Genomic DNA, 18,457 nt, shown 5'->3' with positions numbered 1-18,457 from the left:
TGTGATTCGGGGCCGGGACGCAAGTTCCGGCCCTTTTTGCATGGAGAATGCAGGTGAAAGAGGTGGTCGAGGGAAAGACGCGGCTGAGGCGCTGCCGTGCGTCCTGGCAGCGCATTACCGAGAAGCAGGTCGACATCTTCTTCGCGTCGCTGGCAGAGACATGCAATGTGCTGCGATCGGCCAAGGCGGCGGGTTTTCACCCTAGTTGGGCCCATCGTCGGCGCCAAACGGACGCAGCGTTCCGCAACAGTTGGGCGCAGGCGGTGCGCGAAGGCTATGCGAAGCTGGAGCTGATCCTGCTGGAGCGGGCGATGATCGGCACGCCCAAGCTGGTCCGATCGTCGAAGAATGGCGACCGGATCATGCGGGAATATTCGACGAGCCTGGCCGTCGCGCTCCTGAAACGGCACGCGGATACGGCCGATGCGGCGCAGTATCAGCCCGGCGAGGATGAACTGACCGAAGTCAGGGAGCGCATCCTCGAAAAGCTGGAGGGATTGAAGCGGCGCCAGGATGCCGAGGCTGACGAACGCCCATGAGCCTTGGCATTACGCCGGCGCAACTCCGGCGTTTCCTGGCGCTGAGCCCTGAGGAACAGGAGAAGCGCATCGAAGCCATGTCGTTCAGCGACATGCTCGACTTCGACGTGGCGTTCGAGACGTGGGCGCACAAGAGCCAGCTGCCGCCGCCGGGCGAGGGGTGGCGGGTGTGGCTGATGATGGCCGGGCGCGGATTCGGCAAGACAAGGGCGGGGGCGGAATGGGTCCACAAGCTGGCCCGGGCCGGACCTCGGCGGATCGCGCTTGTCGGTGCGACGATCGACGAGGCGCGAAACCTGATGGTCGAGGGCGTGAGCGGTCTTCTGTCGATCGCGCGCAACAATCGCTCGCCGGTCAAATGGGAGCCGAGCCTCAATCGCCTGACCTGGCCGAACGGCAGCATCGCAACGCTCTACTCGGGCGATAATCCGGATGGGCTGCGCGGGCCGGAGCATCACATCGTCTGGGCGGATGAGCTCGCTAAATGGCGTCGCGCGGAAGAAAGCTGGAACAACATGCAGATGGGATTGCGGCTGGGATCGCGGCCCCGGGTGCTGGTCACGACAACGCCGCGGCCGGGGCCGCTGCTGGAACAGATCAGAAAGCAGGAATGGACCGTCGAGACCCATGGCCGGACCAAGGACAATATCTGCCTGCCGAAGAGGTTCGTGCAGGTGATGCTGGCCACTTATGGCGGGACCCGGCTTGGGCGGCAGGAGCTGGACGGAGAGCTGTTGAGCGAGGCGGAGGGGAGCTTGTTTCCGAGGGTGTTGCTGGAAGGGGCGCGGGTTCAACCCCTCACCCCGCTCGCCTTCGGCGAGTCGCCCTTTCCCTCAAAGGGAGAGGGGTTTGAGCGCATCGTTGTCGGCGTCGATCCGCCGGTTTCGGTGGGCGGCGATGCTTGCGGGATTGTGGTGGCGGGGCGGCGGGACGGGAAGCTTTACGTGCTGGCCGATCGGACCGTCGATGGCGTCAGCCCGGAGGGGTGGGCAATGGCGGTTGCGCGGGCGTCGGCGGAATGGAGCGCAAGCCATGTCATTGCCGAGGCCAACCAGGGCGGGGCGATGGTGAAGAGCGTGCTCAACGCCGCGGATCCCGCGCTTCGAGTGAAGCTGGTCCATGCGACGCGCGGCAAGTCGGCACGGGCCGAGCCGATCGCGATCCGGTTCGAGAAGGGGCAGGCATTCCTGGCGGGCTGTTTCCCGGAACTGGAGGCGGAGCTTTCGGGGCTTCAGGTCGGCGGAAAATATGAGGGACCGAGCCGGTCGCCCGACCGGGCCGATGCCTGCATCTGGGCATTGAAGGAGCTGAGCGAAACGCGGAGCGGCGTTCCACGGGTGCGGATGCTGTAGGCTGCCGATGCGAATGGTGGTACGTCCCCAATCGACGGGCGATTGGCAGGGGGTTTGCCATGGCGACTGTGACTGGGGCGGTTGGCTTCGAAGAGCGGAAGCCGGATTATCTTTCTGGAACGCCGCGCGCGCACGCGATCGATCGATGGATCTTCGTGTTCATGGCGGCATGGTTCATCGCCATCGTGCTGGCCGGGTTCGTCCCGGACTCGCTGATGAAGATCGAGATGGTGCGAGCCGGGCTGCGGCCGCCGTTCCCGATCGTGCTGCACATGCATGCGGTGGTGATGGGGGCGTTCCTGTTGCTGCTGCTCACGCAAAGCTGGCTGATGGCGACGGGGCGCAAGGCGCTTCACATGCAGCTTGGTGTTGCCGGGATGGTGCTTGCGGTCGTGGTGGTGATCGTCGGGTTCGTGCTGGTGCCGACCATGTATCACCAGCTGTGGTACGGAGCGCAGAATGCGCCGACGCCGGAAGCGAAAGCAGGTGCGGAGCAGGCGCTTGCGTTCTGGAACAATATTACCCTGCTGCAGCTTCGGATCGGGCTGTTGTTCCCGCTGTTCATTGTCATCGGATTGAAGGCGCGGGGCGGGAACGCCGGGCTTCACAAAAGGATGATGATCCTGGCGACGGCGATCCCGCTGCCGGCGGGAATCGACCGCATTCCGTGGTTGCCGCAGACCATGCCGGGAAATCCGATCACGGTGGATCTTTATACGTTGCTGGCCCTGTCGCCGATGTTCGTTTGGGACGTGGTGAGGAACGGGCGTGTGCACCGCGCCTACTGGATTTTCGCCGCGGCCTATCTGCCATGTGCGGTGGTGGTGCATGCGCTTTGGAACACCGCATGGTGGGCCGAGAAGGTGCCGCGGTTGATGGGTGTGATGTAACGACAGCGGCCAATTAGGCGAACTCCGTCATTGCGAGCGTAGCGAAGCAATCCAGAGTCCTTCCTGGATCGCCACGTCGCTTCGCTCCTCGCGATGACGACTATTACGGGGAAATCAGATGGGATGGTTATTCGGGCGCATGATGACGTTCGAGGTCGAGGCCGACGAGGCGCCGGTTTCAACGGCCGAAGTGGTCGCGGACGCTACTGGCGGGCTGATCGAGCTGGGCGAAGGCCGTGCGATTGTGGGTTATGCGGCGCATGGTTCGTCAATCGCGGACGCTATCCGGCCGCTGGTCGAGCATGATGGACTGCCCCTTGCTGAACGGGACGGAAAGCTCAGCGGGGCGGCGGCGTCTGAGCCGGTGCAACTGGATGCGAATGAGCTTGGGTGTGATGCGGACGGTAGGGATCGGCCGTGTGTCGAACGGCTGCGGCGGGGAGATTCAAGCCTGCCCGCTAGCCAATGCATTATCTATCATGACGCCGACAGGGACTTTCAGGCCGGCCAGATGCGGGCTTCGAGCGGTGGCGGCGGCGCGGTAGAAGAGCGGATCGAAATCCCGGCGGTGCTTGTCGCTGCCGAGGCCAAGCAATGGGCAGAGCAGCGCCTAGCACGGAAGTGGCAGGCAGCAAGCGGCGTACGTCTGAGGCTGCCCCCGTCGCGCATGGAGATGAAACCCGGCGACCAGATACGGCTGCCCGGATCGACGCGATCCATGGTGGTTACAAGCGCGGAAATCGACGGGATGGCGGTCGTCATCGAAGCGGAAGCTGGTGCGGCCGAAGTCGCAGGTCTGCCAGCCGATCCGGGACGAACCGTTCCCGACCGTGACGAGCCCATTGGCCGGAGCGAGATGGCGCTGATCGAGCTTCCCGCCATGGGCGACCTGCCGGAGGCGAGGCCGACGCTATTCGCTGCCGCATCGAGTGGGGGGCGATGGAAGCCGGTGCCGGTGGAACTTTGGTCGGGGCAGCAGCCGCGGCCCGGTTTGGCGCTTGGACGTCGCGCGGTTTTGGGCACTGCTACGACGATGCTCGATCATAGGATGCCTCTGACCCTCGATCTTTTGTCGAGCGTGACGGTGCGGCTCGCCTATTCGGACCAGTTGCTTCTGAATGCCGATGAGGACGCGCTGACGGCCGGCGCGAACCTGGCGATGGTTGGGGATGAGCTGATTCAGTTCGGCCGGGCGGAACGGCTGGAGCATGGGCGGTACCGACTATCGCGCCTGCTGCGCGGGCGGCGGGGCACGGAATGGGCGGGTGCGAACCACCGGGTTGGAGAGCGATTCTGCCTGATTGATTCGACGGCGCTGGCGGCGATCGACCTGCCGTCGGGCACGGCAGGTGCGGTGTTGAGGGCGGTTGCGCACGGCATCGGGGATGTCGCACCGCTGCCGGAAGCGCAGCGGATGGTCAGCGGAGAAGCCATCCGGCCGCCGTCGGTTTGCCACCTCCGCGCGCGACGCGATGGAGAGTCGGTCCGCATCAGTTGGGTTCGCAGGAGTCATCAGGGCTGGTCCTGGAATGACGGGGTCGGCGTGCCGGCGGACCCATTTTCCGAACATTATCTGGTGAACATCATCGGACCCGAAGGCGAACTGTCACTGGAGAGCGACCGGCCAGAGGTGATTCTCAATGCTTCAGCGCTCCACGCCGACGCCGGCCAGCCGATAGAAATCGAGATTCGCACCGTCGGTCCAATGGCATTGAGCCGGCCGCGCGGCGTCAGCATCACCCTTTGAAAGGAATCACATGGAGCAGACCGCGCGTTTTCAAATTCCCTTGCTGGCCCCCGGCCAGGTCCAAAAGGAACTGACACACAATGAGGCGCTGGAGCGGATTGCGATGCTGCTTTGCCCTATCGTCGAAGGCCCGCCGCAAGCCGAACCGCCGGAGGACCCGGAAATCGGCAACTGCTATCTGATCGAGGAGGCGGCGTTGGGAGATTGGCAGGGCGAGGGCGGTTCGATTGCCTGTTTCACCGCCGGGGGATGGCGATTTATCGCGCCGACGGAGGGACTTAGCGTCACTGACAAGAGCAGTAGGGAGATTTTTCAGTGGCGCTCGGGCGGCTGGGAAGCGGGAATTGCCCGCTGCCGGGAAGTGCGTATCGACGGGCAAAATGTGTTGCGCGGACGCCAGCCGGCCATCCCTGACCCTGCCGGCGGGACGGTGGTCGACGAACAATGCCGCGCCGCCGTTGCGGCCGTTTTGGAGGGCCTTAGGGCACACGGATTGATCGGCTGAAGCCGCCAATTTCCGGGAAATTATGTAGGTTGCGGCCAGAGTGCGGCATTTGGGCAACAGAACGGGGAATTGTAATCTTGCACGGCAACCGACCCTCTCATAAGGTGTTCGGGCAGTTCTGATACGGAACGCATGTGAAAGGGGATATTTCTATGCGGAAGCTGGCCATTATGGCTGCGCTCGCTTCGACCACCTTGGCTACGCCGGCTCTCGCGGTCGACAATGCCTGGTACGTTGGTGTCGAAGGCGGCGCGATGATCGTCGAGGATACGAACTTCGACGTCACCATCAACGACGTTCAGGTCGACGATGCAATTCAAATTGACCACAACGTTGGCGTCGACGTCGATCTCATCGGCGGTTACGACTTCGGTGGTTTCCGGGCCGAACTCGAGCTTGGTTACAAGAGCGCCAGCCTCGACCAGGCGACGATTGGCACCGAGTTGCTTGACGCAGACGGCGACGCGCGCGTCCTGTCGGCGATGGTCAACGGTTTGCTGGACTTCGGTGAAGACGGCGACTGGAATGGCTACATCGGCGGTGGCGTCGGTCTGGCCAGCGTCAAGTACAACCTTGAGAACGACGATGGCGACGGCGATGTCAGCGAGAGCGACGGCGCTTTCGCATGGCAGGTCATTGCCGGCGTTCGCAAGGCTGTCAGCACCAACATCGAACTGGGTCTGAAGTATCGCTTCTTCAACACCACCAAGTTCAAGTACAGCGATGATGGTGACGAACTGCAGAGCAAGTGGCGTTCGCACTCGCTGCTCGCCAGCCTGATCTACAACTTCGCGCCGCCGCCGCCTCCGCCGCCGCCGCCGCCGCCCCCGCCGCCTCCGCCGCCTCCGGCGACGCAGACGTGCCCGGACGGTTCGGTGATCCTGGCAACGGAAGCGTGCCCGCCGCCGCCGCCGCCGCCGCCGCCGCCGCCGCCTCCGCCGGAGCCGGAACGCGGCTAAGCCAAACGGCTAGGCTAGAAAAAGTTACCCCGGGCGAGCTACGGCTTTCCCGGGGTTTCTTTTTGCGCGGCGCAGGAGTGGTTCCCTTTGGCACCCTGCTTTGCGCGTTGCGTGGGGCGGGGTCACCGCCTAAGCCTTGGCGGGCCGAGGGTAGGGAAATTCAGGTGATGCGGATCGCGGGTGCGGCCTTGATGCTGTTCATGACGGCCGGAGCGGTAGCGCAGCAGGCGCCGGGCCCTGTGGCTTCCACGTTCATGGTCTTCTTCGACTGGGGCAAGGGCGAGATCCGCAGCGACGATGCGGCCACGCTCGACAAGGTCGCCGAAGCCTATCGCGCCAACCCAGCCCTACGCCTGAAACTTTCCGGCCACACCGACCGATCGGGCAGCGTCGCGACCAACCGCCGGACCGGACTCAGCCGGGCCGAGTTGGTCCGATCCGAGCTGGAAAAGCGCGGAATTTCGCGGAACGCGATCACTGTCGCCTCGTTTGGTGAGGAGCAGCCGCTGGTCCCCACCGAAGACGGAGTTCGCGAGGTGCAGAACCGGCGGGTCGTGATCGAATTTGGGGAGTGAGCATGCGCAAGCTGATCCTGATCGTTTCAACCGCCCTTCTCGCGGGATGCGCGACGTCCGATGAGCTTGGACCCGCCGGCGACGGCCCCGTGATCGCGCTGGTCAACGGAGCCGGAGCGACAGTTGGCGGCGTACAGGCCGAACCGCGGACCAGAGGAAGCTATATCCGTGTCGCGGTAGAGGGCCTGCCGCCTGGCGACCATGGGCTCCATCTCCACGCCGTAGGTCGCTGTGACGGGCCCGCGTTCCAGAGCGCCGGCGGCCACTGGAACCCGGCCGGCAAGCAGCACGGCCATCTGAACCCCGCCGGCCAGCATGCGGGCGATTTGCCCAATTTGACGGTCAGCACCAATGGACGCGGGGCGATCAACTTCCTGGCGACGGGCGGGGCGCTCAACGATGCCGACGGAACGGCGCTGGTCGTTCACGCCAAGCCGGATGACTACAAGACCGATCCGAGCGGCAACAGCGGCGACCGGATCGCCTGCGCGGTGATTTCACCGGCGCAGTAGGCGCTAACGTCACCCGCGATTTACCCTTCCTTCAGCGCGGCTCGTCATAGTGCCGGCGCCGAGTGGGAGAGGGCGCGCCATGCGTAGTTTCGGGTGAAGATGTTTCTGATCGGTCCGGCGCTACTTGGCGCGGCCCATGTCGCGGGCAGTATTTTTGCCGACGACACGCGCGAGATTGTTCGCCAACGGCCAGCCTTCGTTTATTCGACGGTGAGCCAAGCCCTCGCCAATACTCCGGAAAGCGGAACCATGGAGTTCGAGAGCGGGCCGCCGGTTCCCTACAGCATCAGCGTCGATCGAAACCCCGGCCGGAACATGGTTATCCATGTGAAATTCAATGGCCGCGAGGCGGGCCAGATCGACCTCCGCTTCCTGCCCGAGAATGGAGGCAAGGAAACGCTGATGATCGCAAGGGTCGAAAGCGACGGAAAGGTGGTACGCGAGGAGCTCGCCGGGACGGAGAAGGCGAAACTCGGCTATGCGCCCGACTGGCTGCTCACCTTCGCGTTCGGGCGATCGCTGCGGGAGACGGCGCAGGAGATCGAGCGGGGCGCGATCAAGGCGAACCCCACCATCTAAGCTTCGGGCTTAATAGTTGAACGCTATCCGGTTGTAATAGAAGGCGACTTCCTCCGTCGGCGCACCCGCAGCCGCGTTTCCGCAATTCGCGACGCTGACGTCGTGAAGGACGTGCGATTTTGCGCCGTCCGCAAGGGTGAGGGAGGGATAGCGATCGCCGACGCGGCAGCCCGACCAGGGCGAGGCGACGCGGACCCAGACCGTGCCTTTGCCGGCAGGCTTGGACAGCGTGACCGGCTTGTGGGCCCGCTTACCGGTGGGGAGGCCGGACGCGGATGACGCCCCGTCGCCGGTGATGTCGCCGGCCGCAACCGAGACGCCGCCGGATGCCGTGGCGCTTGTCGTCGAAATATCGTGGACGCTGACCTTGCCGCTGCCCTGGCCGCCGCCGCTGCCGGCGCGGGCGGCATTCTCCTGAAGCTCCCCGACGCCGATATTGATATCCTCGGTGCCGCCCTTTTCGCCGCCTTGCTCCGGCTTCACGCCCTGCTTGACGGTGAAGCCGTCAACCTTCGACACGCGGCCCGCGGCCTGGGACGAACCCCAGGAGTAGGACAGTATCTCAATTTCGTCGCGGTGGTCCTCCTTGGCGTTGCTGTCCCCCTTGATCGGTTCGAACTTCATATAAGCCGGGCCGGCAGCGGCGCTGCTCGCGGCGAGCGCCACCAGCGCGGCGGCGAGAATGGCGTGGATCGTCAGACTGGTCGTGGGGCGCATCGCGTCCTCCCCAAGATTAGAAGGGAACTATAGGCCTGTTCCGAAGGTACGGCCAGCGCTGACCCTAGGTTCAGCCAGGGCTGGCCTTGTCCGCGACCTATTCCTTCTTCGTCGGTTCCCACGCGCTGACCGTTACCTTCTTATAGTCGAAGGTGGCGCTTTCGGCCTTCTTGCCGCATTTCGACACGGTCACGTCTTCAACGACGTAGCGCTTGCCGCCGCCGGAGAGGGCGAGCGAGGGATAGTTGGCGCCCACCTTGCAAGCCGTCCACGGATATTCGACCTTCACGACGACGCTGCCCTCGGCAGGCGGGGCGTCCGCGGTGGCGCCGTTGCCCCAGGTGAATGACGCGATCTTCAGATGCTGTCCCTTGTCGTCGGCCGGCACCCCCTCAAGGTTCGGCAGCGTGACCGAACCACGGATTTGCTCGTTGCCCGGAGGGGCGGGAGCAGCTTGGGCGAACAGCGCCAGGGCAAGTCCCATCATCAGCATGTCACTTTCCTTCCTGCTTGTTGATTTCCCAATTAAAGCGGCGCCGGCGATGGACCCGCGGCGGCGAAGTTGGAGTGCAGCGTGAATGACCGCTTCGCCGATCCCCCGGACCGGCTGCAGGTGTCATTGGCGATCGGGCGCATTTACGTCCCCCCTGATCGGACCGTCCGCCGGCCTATACGCCTGTTGCGGCCTTGCCGCTAGCGGTGAGGGTCAGAAGTGTCGCGAGGTGCTGACGGCGGCGAGGCAGTCGAAGTGAACGGGGAAGCTGAACTCGTCGAACAGTGGTTTTTTGACGGGGCCGACCGGCTTCTGAACGCGGATGCGGACGAGGTCGGCGGGGGCGATGTCCTTCGCGCACATGGCGCAGGGTTTGCCATCGATGTCACCGCCGTCATCGGGCAGCGGCGACTTGCCTTCCCAATGGCGGTGGAAGTTTAGCTCGACATCCGGGTGGAGCACGCCGCGGAGGCAATCACTGTGGGCCGCGCTTTCCTGAAGCACATAACTGGGCGTGTCCGGATCGACGCGGATCAGTCGCAGGATCGTGCCCCACGGCACCAGCTCCCCGCAGAAACGGCAGAGATGGCCGGTCTTGTAGTTCAGGTCACGGGTGCGGGGCATTTGGCGAGTTTAGCGCAGGAAGCCGTCACGAAGTAAATTGCCCTTCGGTCAGCTTCGCTTCCGTGACGTCAGTCGGGTTCTCCCCGGATCAAGTCCGGGGCGACCCGCTGGCCGGCTTTCGCCATCTCCATGCTTTGCTCGGTGGCTTAAGCCCTAATCCCTGAGCTCGGCGGAGACCTTGCCGCCGTTCTCCTCGAGCTTCGTCATCACCGCCTTGTGCAGCCAGATGTTCATTTCCGCGCTGCCGTCCTTTTCGCCGGTATAGCCAAGCTCGGTCGCCAACTCCTTGCGGTTGTCGAGGCTGGAATCGAGGTCGAGCAGTTTCATCAGGTCGACGATCGAGCTCTTGTAGTTGAGCTGCTCGCCCTTGTGCGAAGCGGCCTCGGCGAGAACCGCGTCGACATCGACGTCGGCTATCCGGTCGGGAGTGGGACTGGGCGTGTTGATTTGCGGCATTGCCTGACCCTGCCCGGCAGGGGCGGCTTGCGGCGACTGCGGAGCGGGCTGGGCCTGTGCCTTACGCCCGAAAATCGCGTCCTTGATCTTGCCGAAAATGCTCATCGCCGATCCTCCTAAATGGTGTGGGGGATCAATGGATGGGGAGGTGCGAAGGTTGCGGCTGGGCGGGAATATAAGGGCGTTAGATCAGCGCTCTTCGATCCTATCGACGCTGACGGTCGAAAGGCCGGTGCGGCCGCCCTCGACGGCCACGCGCTGATGAAGCAGGCGGTCGGTCCTCTCCGTCAGCGCGGAAGGGAGGTCGAGCGCCCATTGCCCGCCGTCATCGGCCTCGACGAAGAAATCCCGCTCGCGCGACCAGCGCAGCATTCCGGTGACAATGAAGGGAAAGATCACCAACCCGCTCCCCGGTGGCCGAGATGGCGGTCCGCCCCCGCTCTCGACTTCACACCACGATCCTTGGCGATCGGGGAGTAGTTAAACCGGAACACGCCGGTCCCTACGACCTTTAGGCCCGAGAGCCCTGGACATACGTCGCAGGCTCCCCGACCAAAAAGACGAGGTGTGCGGACCGATAACGTTCGGGCCACCGTTTGAGTGCAGGGTAACTAGCCCCGGCAGCCGTGCGTGGCGGCTGCGCGGGGGATTATGGTGGGGTGATTGCGGACGCGCAACCACAGGTTGGGAGTGTAGGAGGCTGCATTGTACGCAAACGCGGTCTCGTTGTTGTCAACGTTGTCAACGAACCACGAAATCGTCGTAATTTCCCGCTATATGGCGATTTAAACAGTACAAACGTAACACCGTAACGTTGCGTTCAGGGGTTTTGTCACACATATAACCCGTACATGACGCATACGTCGTACTAGACCAAGGAGGGTCGAATGAGCATCAAATCGAACGCATTCGGCCGCGTGGAACTCACCGGTGCCGATGCCAAAAAGTTTCGGGCGCAAGCAACCTATGGGCGCCCAAAGGCTGCCGCTAAAAGCGGTGCGGCCAAGGGCTCCGTTATGGCCCGAGAGCTTCAATCTTCCGGTACGGTCAAGCTCAAGCTGAGAGCGACGGCGTAGACTGTTGGCCGCCAAGGCCGCACCCCAGGTTGAAATTCGCCTTATAAAGCCCGGTGACAGACTCACCGGGCTTTCTTTAGGTGACCAGGCCTTCGCACCGCTCAAGACATTCGCTCAACGTCATGCACATGCATATGAACGTCAAAGCCTTGCCCGAACGTACGGCGCTTTTGACGTTGCAAACAACGATAAGCTAATTGGTTACATCACCCTCGTTTGCGGCGAAGTCGTAATTCAAGAGGGTGATAATGCGCTCGTGGTCGAAGACGGGCTGGCCTACCATTATCGGCAATATCCGGCAGTGAAGATTGCTCGACTGGCAGTGGATCGGCGCATTCGGGAAGCTGGCATCGGTAATGCGCTTGTGAATCTCGCTTTGGGCATCGCCAGAGACCTAGTTTCCCCCAATGTTGGATGTCGATTTGTTATGGTGGATGCCAAGCGCGCCTCCGTGCCGTGGTATGATCGGCGTGGGTTCACCATGCTCGATACAGCGGAAAATAGGGAACGCGACGAGCCGGTTATGTTCGTGGATCTTAGTAAGCTTGGCTGAGTCCGCTAGGTATTAATTGCGAAGACCAATCCTAAGTGGCAACTTTGCTTAGTCGTCTTCTTTTTCCCATTCTTCGCTTAGTTCCTGCACTGCAGCGTTAAACGCCGTAATAGGCGTATCCAAGTTCGATGAATATTCATAATATCGGTCAAATTCATCCAGTACCAATTCCAAGTATTTGCAGGCCCTGAAGACGAAATCGACAATTGGCCATACATCACGGATTACTCCGACTGCATGCTGTTTGTGGAGAGGATTGTCACAGGTGCGGGCATTCCACTTGCCAACGTGATTCCACATATTATGCACGCAGGAGCTGAACGGCGTGTACGAAAATTTGTACAAATCTGGATCACCAATTTCATCGCACATTTTTCGGACCGAGGAGCCACTCCAGGACCCTAGGTTGACTGCGATGAACATTTGAAATTGCTGGCTCTCAATCCAAGCCATATTTGCCTCCATAATGCGCTTTACGTCTGCTCCTTCAAATCCATCTTCTAGCTTTTGTTGGTAGTGAGCAGTCAGAAGCTTTTCAGTTCCAAGTCCATAGCTAATGTATTCTTGTGATCGCTGTCGCGGGTCGAGCAGTATCCATCGGTACGTGATAAGAAGATCGATCATGGATCGAAGAACAAGGGGAGCAATGTGCCCGCTCCAAGTTAAGGGGCTTTCGGCGAGTCCGATTGCCAATGCCGACTGGCGCGCAAGGAGTGTCGATAGGACTGAGTTCACCGCCGTCTCAAAGCCGTCTCCGCCGCGAAAATCCGCGGTGCGCTCAGTGAGATTGTCCGAGATGTTCTGGCAAAGCCGGAACCCAAACCGGCCTATGGCGTCATATTGCGTGCTCATTCCACTCACAGCTGCTCGTTTGGTAGTTTTTGCGCCAAAAATGCTTGCACCAATCCTCGCTTTCTTCGGAGCCATCATGCGGGAAGAAAGCCATTGAACAGGCTCGAACTGAGCATGCAGCCATTTCTGCCCTGTCCGAACCCCAGTCGATTACAATGGCTTCAATGTCAGGCACCGTACCCGTTGCGAACTTCATCTTATCCGCAATTGCCATCGCATAAATGATAGTTGAGACAACAGTAAGGTATGGCTGGTCGAACCGATTGGCATATTTTCGGACTGTCAATTCCACTCGCCGTTTTGCCTCTTCAGCCTCATCGTGCGACGTTGCCCATTCAAGTCCTGGCCAATCATAGGTCAATCTGAATGCTGCAAACGCGACCGAGATGTTAGCGAGTTCTTCCTCGTTCAAAATAATGGTGAGCTTGTCGCCATTCGCTGCGATCTCGGAAAATCGATACCAATTCACATTGGTTTGCGCATTCCACAACTTCTTGAGAATTTTAGAAATAACTTCAATTCCCTCACGTAGCCCATACCACTCAAGCAGGATTCCGACCCAGACAATCTCAGGAAATATTAGATCGATCGTGCTAATAAATGTCGTTTGAGGAATACCCAAAATTGGAGGGATCAGTTTTTTCTTGTCTCGAACGTGTCCTTCCAAAATTGGATAGTTGGGAATCGGTCGACGCCCCTTTTTTTCCTTCTTGGGCATCTTCCGTACCTCCGCATGCGGACATCTACTTAGGGTGTCTTCTCTCTTTACTTCGCAGCCAACAAATCGGGTTCGTCCGCCGCCACGCGCTTCGCCCGTTTGCGGGGTTTGGGCACCAGCGCCGGCTCTGAACTGACCGGCGATTTCTTCAGCGTCTCGCGCAGATACTGCCCCGTGAAGCTCCGCTCGTTCGCCGCCACAACCTCCGGCGTCCCCTCCGCGACGATCTCGCCGCCGTTGACTCCGCCGCCCGGCCCCAGGTCGAGGATCCAGTCGGCGGTTTTGATGACGTCGAGGTTGTGTTCGATCACCACCACGGTGTTGCCTTGCTCGACCAGGGCGTGGAGGACGTCGAGGAGTTTGCGGACGTCTTCGAAGTGGAGGCCCGTCGTCGGCTCATCCAAAATATAAAGCGTGTTGCCGGTGGCTCGGCGGGAGAGTTCCTTCGACAGCTTGACGCGCTGGGCTTCGCCGCCGCTCAGGGTCGTCGCCTGCTGCCCGACCTTGATGTAGCCGAGGCCGACTTCGGCCAGCATCGCCATCTTGTCGCGGATGCCGGGGACCGCCTTGAAGAATTCCACCGCATCCTCGACCGTCATGTCGAGCACGTCGGCGATGCTCTTGCCCTTGAACTTCACCTCCAAGGTTTCGCGGTTGTAGCGGTGGCCGTGGCAGACGTCGCAGGTGACATAGACGTCGGGCAGGAAGTGCATTTCGATCTTCAGAACGCCGTCGCCCTGGCAGGCCTCGCAGCGGCCGCCCTTGACGTTGAAGCTGAAGCGGCCGGGCTTGTAGCCGCGCGCCAGGCTTTCGGGGAGGCCTGCGAACCAGTCGCGGATCTGGGTGAAGGCGCCGGTGTAGGTCGCCGGGTTGGACCGCGGGGTGCGGCCGATCGGCGACTGGTCGATGTCGATCACCTTGTCGAGATGTTCGAGGCCGGTGACCTTATCATGCTTCCCCGCGATGATCCGCGCGCCGTTCAGCGAGCGGGCGGCGGCGGAATAGAGGGTGTCGATGGTGAGCGACGACTTGCCGCTGCCCGAGACGCCGGTGATGCAGGTGAAGGTACCGAGCGGGATCGACGCGGTGACGTCCCGAAGGTTGTTCTCCCGCGCGCCGTGGACGGTCAGCTTCTTGCCCGAACCCTTGCGGCGTACGCTCCGCATCGGGATGTGGCGGCGGCCGGCGAGATAATCGGCGGTGAGGCTGTCCTCGCAGGCCAGCAGCTCGTCCAGCGTACCGGCGCAGACCACTTCGCCGCCGTGGACGCCGGCGCCCGGGCCCATGTCGATGACATGGTCGGCGGTGCGGATCGCATCCTCGTCATGTTCGACGACCAGCACGGTGTTGCCGAGGCCCTTGAGGCGCTTCAAGGTTTCGAGGAGGCGGTCATTGTCCTTCTGGTGAAGGCCGATCGACGGTTCGTCGAGAACGTAGAGCACGCCCGAGAGGCCGGAGCCGATCTGCGAGGCGAGGCGGATGCGCTGGCTCTCGCCGCCCGACAAGGTGCCGCTGGTGCGGTCGAGGTTGAGATAGTCGAGCCCGACATTGTGGAGGAAGCCGAGGCGCTCGTTGATTTCCTTGAGGATCGCCTTGGCGATCTCGCGCTGGGTCGGGTTCAGCTTCTCGTCGAGCGAGGAGAACCAGTCGAGCGCGTCCGCGACCGAGCGGCGCGAGGAGAGCGAAATATCCTCGCCGGCGATCTTCACCGCCAGCGGCTCGGGACGGAGGCGGGCGCCGCCGCAGGTTTCGCACGGATGGGCGGCCTGGTAGTTGCTGAGCTCCTCGCGCATCCAGGCGCTTTCGGTGGAGAGCATTCGGCGCTCGAGATTGCCGATGACGCCCTCGAACGGCTTCTTCACCTCATAGCTTTTCTTGCCGTCGACGAAGCGCAAGGTGACCGGCCTGCCGCCGGTACCGTGGAGGATGACGTGGCGCGCCTGCTCGTCGAGCTCGCCCCACGGCGTTTCGAGCGAGAAGTCGTAGGCGCGGGCGAGGCTGCCCAGCACCTGCATATAATAGGGCGACGGCGGCTGCGACTTGGCCCAGGGGACGACCGCGCCCTTCTTCAGGCTGAGCGCATGGTTGGGGACGACCAGATCCTCGTCGAAGATCTGCTTTTCGCCGAGGCCGTCGCAGGCCGGGCAGGCGCCCTGCGGTGCGTTGAACGAGAAGAGGCGGGGCTCGATCTCGGCAATGGTGAAGCCGGAGACGGGGCAGGCGAACTTCTCGGAAAAGACGATGCGGCCGGGGGCGCCGAAGTCGAGCTTGAAGCCTTCGCGCTCCGATGCGGATTCAAGCGCAGCGGCGACGCCGGTACGCTCGGCGCCGGCCGGGTGGGGGACGTCGGCCGGATCGAGATAAGCGAGGCCCTCGGCCAGTTTCAGCGCGGTTTCGAAGCTGTCGGCGAGGCGGGTTTCGATGCCTTCGCGGATGACGACGCGGTCGACCACGACTTCGATGTCATGCTTGTACTTCTTGTCGAGCGCGGGCGCATCCTCGATCGCGTAGAATTCTCCGTCGATGCGTACGCGGGTGAAGCCCGCCTTCTGCCATTCGGCCAGCTCTTTCCGATACTCGCCCTTGCGGCCGCGAACGACCGGGGCGAGCAGATAATGGCGCGAACCTTCGGGCAGCTTCATGGTGCGGTCGACCATCTGGCTGACCTGCTGCGCCTCGATGGGGAGGCCGGTGGCGGGCGAATAGGGGATGCCGACGCGCGCCCAGAGAAGACGCATATAGTCGTAGATCTCGGTCACAGTGGCGACCGTCGAGCGCGGGTTGCGCGAGGTGGTCTTCTGCTCGATCGAGATGGCCGGCGAGAGGCCGTCGATATGCTCGACGTCCGGCTTCTGCATCATCTCCAGGAACTGCCGCGCATAGGCAGACAGGCTCTCGACGTAGCGGCGCTGCCCCTCGGCATAGATGGTGTCGAAGGCGAGGGAGGATTTGCCCGAGCCGGAGAGGCCGGTGATGACCGTCAGGCTTTCGCGCGGGATCGCGACGTCGATCCCCTTGAGGTTGTGCTCGCGCGCGCCACGGACGGTGATGTGAGTCAGCATAAGGCTAATTTCGTTCCATCTTTGTTCTATTATTAAACAAGGCGAGGCGGGCGGTCAACGCGCTGCAATAGCGCGGTTTCCATGTCAAAAATTTCATGTTCATCGAAAGGATCGGGACGCTCGTCGATGGCCGTTAGATTCATAACCGCGAACGTCCATGTCCGGCTTTCATGAATCTAATCAAGGACATGGGGGTGTATGATGAGTCTATCAAGTAAGCGCGGACTGCGCGCGATCCGAAATGCGTTGCTGGTTGCCGCCTCGGCGCCGCTGGCCTTGAGCGCATCGGCAAATGCCGAAACCGCCGCGACCGACGGCAGCGTCCGCTTCGGAAGCTGGGGCGTCGACCTTGCTTCGCGCGACTCCAAGGCAAATCCGGGCGACGACTTCGAACGCTTCGCCAGCGGCGCCTGGATGGACGCGACCGAAATCCCGGCCGACAAGCCGTCGAACAGCGTCGGATCCGAGGTCAACGACCGCAACCAGGATCGCCTCCAGAAGATCGTCACCAGCTCCAGCAAGGACAGCCAGCTGGGCGCGCTCTATTCAAGCTGGATGGACGAGGCGCGGCTGGAGCAGCTCGACGCGGCGCCGCTGAAGGCCGACCTAGACGAGATCAGCGCGATCAAGACCAAGGCCCAGTTCACCAGCAAGATGGTGGACAGCTTCTCCGACTTCGGATCGACCCTGTTCGCGCTCGGCGTGCTGCCCGATCCGGCCAATCCGACGATCAATATCGCCTTTGCCGGAACGAGCGGCCTGGGCCTTCCCGATCGCGACTATTATTTGCTCGACAAGTATAAGCCGCAGCGGGACGCCTATCGCGCTTATATACAGCGGACGCTTGAGCTGACCCAGACGCCGAACGCATCGGCAGCGGCGGACACGATCCTGGCGTTCGAGACGGAGATCGCCAAGCTGTCCTGGACGCAGGCGGACTTGCGCAACCTCGACAAGCTCAACAATCCGATGACGCCTGCGGAACTCGCCGCCTATGCGCCGGGTATCGACTGGAACCGCTATCTTGCCGAGCTGAAGATCAGCACGCCGAAGATCGTCGTCGGCGACAATACGGCGGTGAAGGCGCTTGCAGCGCTCTATGACGCGACGCCGCTGGAAACGTTGAAGCTGTGGCAGCGGTTCAAGGTGACCAACCAGGCTTCGGATTATCTGTCGAAGCGCTTCGTGGACAACAAGTTCCAGTTCACCAAGACCTTGACCGGCGCCTCGACCCTGCGGCCGCGCTGGCGCCGCGGCATCGACCAGATCGACGGCCGTTTGGGCGAAGTGCTGGGACAGACCTACGTCCAGCAATATTTCTCGCCGCAGTCCAAGGCGATGATGGAGCAGCTGGTTACCAACCTGAAGGCCGCAGCCGCCATCCGCATCAAGGGCAACAGCTGGATGGAGGATGCGACCAAGCAGGCCGCGCTCGCCAAGCTGGACAGGATGGACGTGATGGTCGGCTATCCCGACAAGTTCCGCGACTATTCCAAGCTGGAGATGAAGGCGGACGACCTCTACGGCAACGTCAAGCGCAGCTCCGCCTTCGAGTGGGATTATACGCTGAGCGATCTCAACCAGCCGGTCGATCGCAAGAAGTGGGCGATGAGCCCGGCGACGGTGAATGCCTATAACGGCGGGCTGGAAAACAAGATCGTGTTCCCGGCCGGAATCCTGCAGCCGCCTTACTTCGATCCGCAGGCGGATGCGGCGGTCAACTATGGCGCGATCGGCGCGGTCATCGGCCATGAGATCATGCACGGCTTCGACGACCAGGGCCGCAAGATCGACGCCAGCGGCGCCATCCGCGACTGGTGGACGCCGGCCGACGGCGAGCGGTTCAAGAAGCTGACCGACGAGCTGGGCAAGCAATATGCTTCCTATGAGGCGGCGCCGGGTGTGTTCATCAACCCGGACCTCACCATGGGCGAGAATATCGGCGACATGTCGGGCCTTGAGGTCGCTTACGAAGCCTACAAGATCTCGCTGGGCGGCAAGCCTTCGCCGGTGATCGATGGCTTGACCGGCGACCAGCGCTTCTTCCTGGCATTTGCCCAGGCGTGGCGCGGCGAGCAGCGTCCCGACGCGATCAAGACGCAGGTCGCATCCGACCCGCACAGCCCGCGGCGCTACCGCGTCATCGGTCCGCTCCGGAACCTCGATGCCTGGTATGCGGCGTTCAATGTCCAGCCGGGAACGAAGTTCTACATCCCGCCGGAGAAGCGCGTTCGCATCTGGTAATCCG

20 protein-coding genes are annotated in these 18,457 nt (G+C 62.3%); 12 read left to right on the top strand and 8 right to left on the bottom strand.

What is annotated here, in order from left to right; all coding sequences use genetic code 11:
• The first annotated feature begins 53 nt into the window (after positions 1-53).
• The 9 genes from LZ496_RS12500 (at position 54) to LZ496_RS12455 (ending at position 7,658) form a co-directional block, all read left to right on the top strand.
• A complete protein-coding gene (locus LZ496_RS12500; protein ID WP_249905051.1) occupies positions 54-539 on the top strand; it encodes a hypothetical protein in 486 nt (161 codons plus the stop codon).
• Complete coding sequence (locus tag LZ496_RS12495; RefSeq protein ID WP_249905050.1) at positions 536-1,891, top strand: DNA-packaging protein; 1,356 nt, start codon at positions 536-538, stop codon at positions 1,889-1,891. The genes LZ496_RS12500 and LZ496_RS12495 overlap by 4 nt, the downstream gene beginning before the upstream one ends.
• Positions 1,892-1,950: 59 nt before the next feature.
• Positions 1,951-2,781 carry a hypothetical protein gene (locus tag LZ496_RS12490; RefSeq protein ID WP_249905049.1) on the top strand — a complete coding sequence of 277 codons (831 nt, stop codon included), beginning with the start codon at positions 1,951-1,953 and terminating at the stop codon, positions 2,779-2,781.
• A 118-nt stretch (positions 2,782-2,899) separates the two neighbouring features.
• On the top strand, positions 2,900-4,528 hold the full coding sequence (locus LZ496_RS12485; protein WP_249905048.1) for a phage tail protein: 1,629 nt from the start codon (positions 2,900-2,902) through the stop codon (positions 4,526-4,528).
• A 10-nt stretch (positions 4,529-4,538) separates the two neighbouring features.
• The gene (locus LZ496_RS12480) at positions 4,539-5,033 is read left to right on the top strand and encodes a DUF2793 domain-containing protein (protein ID WP_249905047.1); all 495 of its coding nucleotides are present in this window, start codon (positions 4,539-4,541) and stop codon (positions 5,031-5,033) included.
• Positions 5,034-5,185: 152 nt separating this feature from the next.
• Positions 5,186-5,992, top strand: a complete 807-nt coding sequence (locus LZ496_RS12475) for an outer membrane protein (RefSeq protein ID WP_283938093.1) — start codon at positions 5,186-5,188, stop codon at positions 5,990-5,992.
• 167 nt (positions 5,993-6,159) lie between these two features.
• Positions 6,160-6,567: an OmpA family protein gene (locus tag LZ496_RS12465; RefSeq protein ID WP_249905135.1), complete on the top strand. Its 408-nt coding sequence runs from the start codon at positions 6,160-6,162 to the stop codon at positions 6,565-6,567.
• 2 nt (positions 6,568-6,569) lie between these two features.
• Positions 6,570-7,079 (top strand): superoxide dismutase family protein, encoded by a 510-nt coding sequence (locus LZ496_RS12460; protein ID WP_249905046.1) that lies wholly within the window; start codon positions 6,570-6,572, stop codon positions 7,077-7,079.
• 93 nt (positions 7,080-7,172) lie between these two features.
• On the top strand, positions 7,173-7,658 hold the full coding sequence (locus LZ496_RS12455) for a hypothetical protein (protein ID WP_249905045.1): 486 nt from the start codon (positions 7,173-7,175) through the stop codon (positions 7,656-7,658).
• Between the two features lie 9 nt (positions 7,659-7,667).
• Here the strand turns inward: LZ496_RS12455 and LZ496_RS12450 are convergent, their stop codons facing one another.
• The 5 genes from LZ496_RS12450 to LZ496_RS12430 form a co-directional block, all read right to left on the bottom strand.
• Positions 7,668-8,375, bottom strand: coding sequence for a type VI secretion system tube protein Hcp (locus LZ496_RS12450; RefSeq protein WP_249905044.1), 708 nt, complete (start codon positions 8,373-8,375; stop codon positions 7,668-7,670).
• A 97-nt stretch (positions 8,376-8,472) separates the two neighbouring features.
• Positions 8,473-8,868, bottom strand: a complete 396-nt coding sequence (locus LZ496_RS12445; RefSeq protein WP_249905043.1) for a hypothetical protein — start codon at positions 8,866-8,868, stop codon at positions 8,473-8,475.
• A gap of 213 nt (positions 8,869-9,081) precedes the next feature.
• On the bottom strand, positions 9,082-9,492 hold the full coding sequence (locus LZ496_RS12440; RefSeq protein ID WP_249905042.1) for a hypothetical protein: 411 nt from the start codon (positions 9,490-9,492) through the stop codon (positions 9,082-9,084).
• A gap of 153 nt (positions 9,493-9,645) precedes the next feature.
• Positions 9,646-10,053, bottom strand: a complete 408-nt coding sequence (locus LZ496_RS12435) for a DUF3597 domain-containing protein (RefSeq protein WP_249905041.1) — start codon at positions 10,051-10,053, stop codon at positions 9,646-9,648.
• Positions 10,054-10,137: 84 nt separating this feature from the next.
• Entirely contained in the window at positions 10,138-10,347 is a 210-nt protein-coding gene (locus LZ496_RS12430; protein ID WP_249905040.1) for a DUF5818 domain-containing protein, read from the bottom strand.
• A gap of 488 nt (positions 10,348-10,835) precedes the next feature.
• Between LZ496_RS12430 and LZ496_RS12425 the strand changes: the two genes are divergently transcribed.
• Entirely contained in the window at positions 10,836-11,024 is a 189-nt protein-coding gene (locus tag LZ496_RS12425) for a hypothetical protein (RefSeq protein ID WP_249905039.1), read from the top strand.
• Between the two features lie 4 nt (positions 11,025-11,028).
• Positions 11,029-11,577, top strand: a complete 549-nt coding sequence (locus LZ496_RS12420) for a GNAT family N-acetyltransferase (RefSeq protein WP_249905038.1) — start codon at positions 11,029-11,031, stop codon at positions 11,575-11,577.
• A gap of 48 nt (positions 11,578-11,625) precedes the next feature.
• Here the strand turns inward: LZ496_RS12420 and LZ496_RS12415 are convergent, their stop codons facing one another.
• Genes LZ496_RS12415 through uvrA form a run of 3 tightly spaced genes read right to left on the bottom strand, consistent with a single transcriptional unit; the run spans position 11,626 to position 16,209 of the window.
• Positions 11,626-12,429 carry a DUF5677 domain-containing protein gene (locus tag LZ496_RS12415; protein ID WP_249905037.1) on the bottom strand — a complete coding sequence of 268 codons (804 nt, stop codon included), beginning with the start codon at positions 12,427-12,429 and terminating at the stop codon, positions 11,626-11,628.
• Positions 12,413-13,147 (bottom strand): hypothetical protein, encoded by a 735-nt coding sequence (locus tag LZ496_RS12410; RefSeq protein ID WP_249905036.1) that lies wholly within the window; start codon positions 13,145-13,147, stop codon positions 12,413-12,415. Before LZ496_RS12410 ends, LZ496_RS12415 begins: the two co-directional genes overlap by 17 nt.
• 47 nt (positions 13,148-13,194) lie before the next feature.
• On the bottom strand, positions 13,195-16,209 hold the full coding sequence (gene uvrA, locus LZ496_RS12405; protein ID WP_249905035.1) for an excinuclease ABC subunit UvrA: 3,015 nt from the start codon (positions 16,207-16,209) through the stop codon (positions 13,195-13,197).
• Between the two features lie 201 nt (positions 16,210-16,410).
• Between uvrA and LZ496_RS12400 the strand changes: the two genes are divergently transcribed.
• Entirely contained in the window at positions 16,411-18,453 is a 2,043-nt protein-coding gene (locus tag LZ496_RS12400; RefSeq protein ID WP_249905034.1) for a M13 family metallopeptidase, read from the top strand.
• Positions 18,454-18,457 lie beyond the last annotated feature (4 nt).

Origin of the sequence: Sphingomonas caseinilytica, assembly GCF_023516455.1 — a bacterium.
GTDB lineage: Bacteria > Pseudomonadota > Alphaproteobacteria > Sphingomonadales > Sphingomonadaceae > Sphingomicrobium > Sphingomicrobium caseinilyticum.
The sequence above is the reverse complement of the archived record's forward strand: the minus strand, read 5'-3'. Positions and strand labels throughout refer to the sequence as shown.

Coding starts and splice junctions, on each gene's coding strand:
- LZ496_RS12495 (WP_249905050.1), top strand. CDS start 536: ATGAGCCTTGGCATTACGCCGGCGCAACTCCGGCGTTTCCTGGCGCTG.
- LZ496_RS12490 (WP_249905049.1), top strand. CDS start 1,951: ATGGCGACTGTGACTGGGGCGGTTGGCTTCGAAGAGCGGAAGCCGGAT.
- LZ496_RS12485 (WP_249905048.1), top strand. CDS start 2,900: ATGGGATGGTTATTCGGGCGCATGATGACGTTCGAGGTCGAGGCCGAC.
- LZ496_RS12480 (WP_249905047.1), top strand. CDS start 4,539: ATGGAGCAGACCGCGCGTTTTCAAATTCCCTTGCTGGCCCCCGGCCAG.
- LZ496_RS12475 (WP_283938093.1), top strand. CDS start 5,186: ATGCGGAAGCTGGCCATTATGGCTGCGCTCGCTTCGACCACCTTGGCT.
- LZ496_RS12465 (WP_249905135.1), top strand. CDS start 6,160: ATGCGGATCGCGGGTGCGGCCTTGATGCTGTTCATGACGGCCGGAGCG.
- LZ496_RS12460 (WP_249905046.1), top strand. CDS start 6,570: ATGCGCAAGCTGATCCTGATCGTTTCAACCGCCCTTCTCGCGGGATGC.
- LZ496_RS12450 (WP_249905044.1), bottom strand. CDS start 8,375: ATGCGCCCCACGACCAGTCTGACGATCCACGCCATTCTCGCCGCCGCG.
- LZ496_RS12445 (WP_249905043.1), bottom strand. CDS start 8,868: ATGCTGATGATGGGACTTGCCCTGGCGCTGTTCGCCCAAGCTGCTCCC.
- LZ496_RS12440 (WP_249905042.1), bottom strand. CDS start 9,492: ATGCCCCGCACCCGTGACCTGAACTACAAGACCGGCCATCTCTGCCGT.
- LZ496_RS12435 (WP_249905041.1), bottom strand. CDS start 10,053: ATGAGCATTTTCGGCAAGATCAAGGACGCGATTTTCGGGCGTAAGGCA.
- LZ496_RS12425 (WP_249905039.1), top strand. CDS start 10,836: ATGAGCATCAAATCGAACGCATTCGGCCGCGTGGAACTCACCGGTGCC.
- LZ496_RS12415 (WP_249905037.1), bottom strand. CDS start 12,429: ATGAGCACGCAATATGACGCCATAGGCCGGTTTGGGTTCCGGCTTTGC.
- LZ496_RS12410 (WP_249905036.1), bottom strand. CDS start 13,147: ATGCCCAAGAAGGAAAAAAAGGGGCGTCGACCGATTCCCAACTATCCA.
- uvrA (WP_249905035.1), bottom strand. CDS start 16,209: ATGCTGACTCACATCACCGTCCGTGGCGCGCGCGAGCACAACCTCAAG.
- LZ496_RS12400 (WP_249905034.1), top strand. CDS start 16,411: ATGAGTCTATCAAGTAAGCGCGGACTGCGCGCGATCCGAAATGCGTTG.